Raw genomic sequence first — 5,339 nt, 5'->3', positions numbered from 1 at the left:
ATATCACGTAATATTTTACCATAAAAAAGAACGAAATGCAACTATTTTTTTAGTTTTTTTTCGTCCTTTCTATAACTATTGATTTTACTGTGTTTCAAGACTTATTTTCTTATAGCAACTTTTAAGTAAGAATTTATCAACTGCTGTTTTGTTAATTTTTTGTCGCTCCTGTTTTAGCACTCATCAGGTTGATACTCCTCGTTTTGGCACTCCCCATTTTAGCGCTCTGTTCCGGCATGAACGCCAAAACACATTTCAACCTTAAACAAGTCTCCATCTATTTTCACCCTGAATTCTCCTCCACAGATAGCGGTAAAATGCCGGGCTATTGCAAGGCCAAGACCTGACCCCTCCGTTGTACGAGCTTTATCTCCTCTCGTAAAACGCTGCAAAATCGTTTCCTCATCAAAATCCATTTCGTAGTTCGCAATGTTTTTAATAGTGGCAATAGCCTTATTTCCTTCCACATTCAGCTGTACGTACACACGTGTTCCTGCAAGTGAATACTTAAGCGCATTTGTAATAATATTCTCAAATACCCTGTGCAATTTTGCCCCATCACTAATAATATAGACCGGTTCCTGCGGAATGCTGACTTTAAATTCAAGCCCGGATGCCAAAATATTTTCTTCAAGGTCGGCAAGCACCTGCTGCATTAGCTTTGAAAGTGACAATTTTTCATTTTGTACCTCGATATTATTGCTGGTAGCCTTTGACAAATCAAACAAATCATTTATGAGAGATTTTAGCTGCTGTGATTTTTGTACCAACACCCCTATATAATCCTTCACATGCCCTGGCAAATCATCCTCCTTGGATAGCAAATCCACGTAGCTTATTATTGACGTAAGCGGTGTTTTAAGGTCATGTGACACATTCGTAACAAGGTCCACTTTCATGCGCTCGCTCTTAAGCTGCTGCTCCAGCGCTATGCTTATCCCCTGCTGTATGGAATTCAGGTTTTGCGCGGCAGGATACATATCCGCATTTTCGTCAAGATTAAGCTTTGTTTCCATATCTCCTTCTTTGACAGCCTTAATATGATCACACAATCTACCTATATCACTAACAGTTGAACTATACCTCCTAACGTAACGATAAACCAGGTATGCGGCAATAACAAAACACAAAAAGGCAAAGAAGGAAGGAAGCCCATTTCGTTCTACATGTCCCATATACATAAATATGAAAGCAAAAAACACGAGTACTGCAAGTGCTGCAATAAGTACATATATCCTTAAAAGCATGGCTTTCTGAAAAGGTTTTTTCCTTTCAAAAGCATGATACTTGCCTATTAGCCACGCAATTGAATTATTGGAAAGAAACTTTTTGCGGTTGGCAAGTATATCCACCAGCATAATATAATACCACCAGAATCCAATAGCCGCGAAAAAATAGCCGTATTCCCTCTCGTAAAATGAAACAAAAATAAATATAATTAAAATAAGTGATATGAACCCCTTTATCTCAAACCACACTTTCCCTGAAATCAATGCAAGTTTTTTGTCAAATTCTTGTTTTTGCTTCCTCTTTATAATTGATAATATCAATAAGCCTGCTCCAATAATAAAAACGAAAACCGCAATAATGAATCCTATTCTTTTTGCATTTGCATCTATTGATAATGAATACAGAACGCTATAAGCATACGGATTTTCTTTGAATTCATCTCGTACAACCAGGTAAATTATACAGCCTGATATATCGGGCGTTGTTTCTGAATTTCTCCAATCCTGTTCCATATAACGCCCTAAATACTGCCTGTAGCCATATTCATCATTTCTCCGGTAAATATCCACCATCCGGCCATCTTTTTGCAACGCAAATCGTGCTCCGTCATAATAAAAGCAGTAATCATACTCGTCCGGCAAATCAAACAACCCATCTTGCGACGCTTCCTGCAAAATCCGCAAAACCCCATGTTCACCCACCGCATTCTCATTCGTGTATACCTTGCCTGTTTTTGTATTTTTCGCATAGAATATAAGATTTTCGCCTTCATTTTCAATTTGCTGTCTTAATTCTATCCACTTGTCAAGCTTCGAAAATTCTATCCACTTGTCAAGCTTCGAATAATAATTTGTATGCTCTCCCTCCCTTATTTTATCTATTTCATTCATACGCTCATTTAGAAGCTCGTCGGCATTTTCGGTAGTTATATGCCAGGCAAGATAATCAAACCAATAAGCGATTCTTCTTTTAAACTCGTACATATTTTTAACGTCCGATCGCAAAGCCGCAATTAAATCATCCCTGCTGCGCTTGTCACTAAGTACAATACAACCCAAAATAAGCATCGATAAAACAATATTAAGTCCCATGAAAAATGAGAACCAAACTAAAAATGGCCTACTTTTTTTCGATTTTATATCCAATTCCCCACACCACCTTCAAATATTCGGGCTCTTTAGGGTTTATTTCAATTTTTTCACGTATGCGGCGTATATGCACCATAACAGTATTTTCGCATGAGAATGAGGGTTGATTCCATACGCGCTCATATATCTCTTCTGCGGAAAATATGCGGCCTTGATTTTTCATCAGTAGCTCCACGATTTTTGTTTCTGTCGCGGTTAATTTTACAACATCGCCATGTGCCGTAAGTCGCTTTTTTTCTTTGTCAAAACATAAATCCCCACATCTTATCAAGTTATCATTATCAGGGGAATTAACATCCCCGAGGCTCATATACCTTCGAAGCTGAGATTTGACACGGGCCATGAGCTCCATTGGATTAAAAGGCTTTGTCACATAATCATCCGCACCCATGGAAAGTCCCAATATTTTATCCGTATCCTCGGATTTAGCCGACAAGATAATAATTGGTATATTCTTTTTCTCACGGATTTTTAGCGTTGCCGAAAGGCCATCCATCCTTGGCATCATAATGTCAAGCAGTATCAGGTGTATATTCCTGCAGGTCAATATTTCTATGGCTTCCATGCCGTCATGGGCGCATACTGCGTCGTATCCTTCTTTCTCAAGATTTATGGCAATTGCCTTAGCAATTTTGCGGTCATCGTCAACAACAAGGATGCATGGTTTTTCCAAACGGTATATCCCCCTTTCTTTGCATTACATTATTATATCATATCATTAAGCTGCATAAACTTATCCCTTAAAATACCATAAACCCTAAACAAACCTTAAATTCCATTCCCTCCCTCCATAATAAACTTAACTCCTGACAAAAAACTCGATATAATTCTTACAAATTTCTTAAAATGTCAGATCAAGTACCGCTGCTCCGCATTGTGATGCTTGAGTTTTCGCCAAATTACAATAACCATCAGTTTGGTTCAATTGATCCCTGTTTTTCTTTTCCCTTTCTCTTCAAAACAAAACAGAATATTATTGCCGTGCCGAAACCAATAATAGAAATATAAAGAAACATGCGCCTTATACCAAAGATATCGCTTAGAGCGCCACCCAGAATATTGCCGATAATCCTTGCCGCTCCCATATTTATTAATCCATTCAGGGCTTGTCCTGATGCCCTCAGTTCTTTCGGCACGTTTTCGTTGATAAAAACAGCAAGGCAATATGTAAACACAATAAATGTCAATCCGTGCAGACAATTTGCAAGAAGCGCCTGCTGGGCATTTGTTACCATATACATAATAAGCCACCTCAATGCTGTTACCAGGGCAGAACCAATAAGCGTGTTTACAGTGCCTAATCTCTTTACAATTTTATTGGCAAAAAGCAAAAAGGGTACCTCGCTTAAAGCGGATGCAAACATGGCCCACCCCAGCAGGGCATTGTCTCCTCCTATTTGCTTAAAATATACCGGGTAAAAACTGTAATAGTATCCCAGTGTCACCTGTACGGCAAAACCGAATCCCATCAATAACACCAATTTTTTATCTTTAAGGAGTTCTGCCGGCGAAATCTTTTTTCTGCCAAACTGGTATCCTTTTACCGGTGGAATCCTGTAAACAAGGATAAAACTTGCGAAAAGTATTGCAGAATACATAATAAACATATTATTGATATTATTCTCAACAATAAATCCTGCAACCAGCGTTACTATTGCAAAGCCAATGGTTCCACCCATCCTTATCGGGCCGAATTTCCACCTGGTTTTTTCCAGGTAATCAAGGGTTATGGTATCAATTATGGGATTTATTGAAGAATAGAAAAACATGAATATAAAATATATGACAAAAACATACCACAAGTCCGTAAACAAGGGAAAGAAAACAAATATTGCCGCGCTTGCCACAAGCAATATTTTTAATATGATATTCTTGGTTTTTGCCCTATCTCCCATAATTCCCCAAAAAGGCTGACTGAACATTGCAACAAGCGGTCCCAACGCCAGCAAAACACCTTTAACAGTCTGGCTTAAACCTATATCATCCAGGTAAACAGGAAAAAACGGATTTAAAATTCCATTCCCGCCAAAATAAAATACATAAAGCAGAAGAAATATGTATGGGTATTTATCAGTAGTTGAATCAATTTGACCGAAAAACTTATTAATTCCCTTACCTTGGTAATTAATTCCACCATTGTTTTGTTTATTGCTATTATTATCATTCGGCAAAATAAAATCCTCCCCGCTTAAAAATGTTTATATGCTTATAATTTACATAAAATATATTATAGCTCAAACAGGACAGGATTCCCATACTAATTTTGCTAGAATGAAGCCATATTTGTTTTAAAGAAATCATATTTTAGAACGAGCATATATTAAAATTTCATATCTATTAAATAATATTTTATATCCATCAATTTGCATATATCCTTAAGCATTTCGGTATTGTCTCCATATGTCACAATATAGTGCTGGCTCAATACTTTTTGGGCAAAATCGTTTATTGCAGTATCCAGCATTACTTCAAGACTTAGCAGCTGTGGCACCGGCGGTTCCCAGCCTACTTCTTCCCAACTTCCCGGTTCAACTGCTGTACCTGTTACTATGTGCATTGTGTATTCGTTGCCGGAATACACTAACCCAGACAAGCCGGAACCAAAAAGGTTTGTAAGAAGTCAGAATTCAGGAGTCAGGGGTCAGAATAAGAGGATGGTTTAGTAATAAAAAATGTTTATAAACTCGCACCGCACATGTTATAATGAAATCATACTATAGACAAAGGTATGAGGACATGCTTATTACAGAAAGATATAGAGAAAAAATCTATGGAGTCATATCGTGTTACGACAGGATTGTGATTCAGGGGGTAATCCCGGGGTGGTGCTTCGCCCAAGGGATGACATCGTATTTGTACGCAAATGATATAAGGATATTTGACTATCCCCAGTTTGCTGAACCACTGAATGATATGATAAGGGAAAACGCAGAGCGTATAGCAAAGGAAAATGGTCTGCAA

At 37.9% G+C, this 5,339-nt stretch carries 5 protein-coding genes; 1 reads left to right on the top strand and 4 read right to left on the bottom strand.

The genetic code is table 11. The annotated features are described in order from the left end of the window. Window positions 1-218: 218 nt before the first annotated feature. The 4 genes from HPY74_19560 to HPY74_19545 form a co-directional block, all read right to left on the bottom strand. Window positions 219-2,375 carry a HAMP domain-containing histidine kinase gene (locus HPY74_19560; protein NSW92806.1) on the bottom strand — a complete coding sequence of 719 codons (2,157 nt, stop codon included), beginning with the start codon at window positions 2,373-2,375 and terminating at the stop codon, window positions 219-221. Continuing rightward, window positions 2,350-3,051, bottom strand: a complete 702-nt coding sequence (locus HPY74_19555) for a response regulator transcription factor (GenBank protein ID NSW92805.1) — start codon at window positions 3,049-3,051, stop codon at window positions 2,350-2,352. Before HPY74_19555 ends, HPY74_19560 begins: the two co-directional genes overlap by 26 nt. 238 nt (window positions 3,052-3,289) lie before the next feature. Beyond that, a complete protein-coding gene (locus HPY74_19550; GenBank protein ID NSW92804.1) occupies window positions 3,290-4,549 on the bottom strand; it encodes an MFS transporter in 1,260 nt (419 codons plus the stop codon). A gap of 149 nt (window positions 4,550-4,698) precedes the next feature. Next, window positions 4,699-4,959 carry a hypothetical protein gene (locus HPY74_19545; GenBank protein ID NSW92803.1) on the bottom strand — a complete coding sequence of 87 codons (261 nt, stop codon included), beginning with the start codon at window positions 4,957-4,959 and terminating at the stop codon, window positions 4,699-4,701. Between the two features lie 122 nt (window positions 4,960-5,081). Here HPY74_19545 and HPY74_19540 point away from each other — a divergent pair. Continuing rightward, on the top strand, window positions 5,082-5,339 hold a 258-nt coding region (locus HPY74_19540; GenBank protein ID NSW92802.1), incomplete at its 3' end, for a hypothetical protein.

Source organism: Bacillota bacterium, assembly GCA_013314855.1.
In the GTDB taxonomy this organism is placed as follows: Bacteria; Bacillota; Clostridia; order Acetivibrionales; family DUMC01; genus Ch48.
Note: the sequence above shows the minus strand (reverse complement) of the source record. Positions and strands in the feature narration are given on the sequence as shown.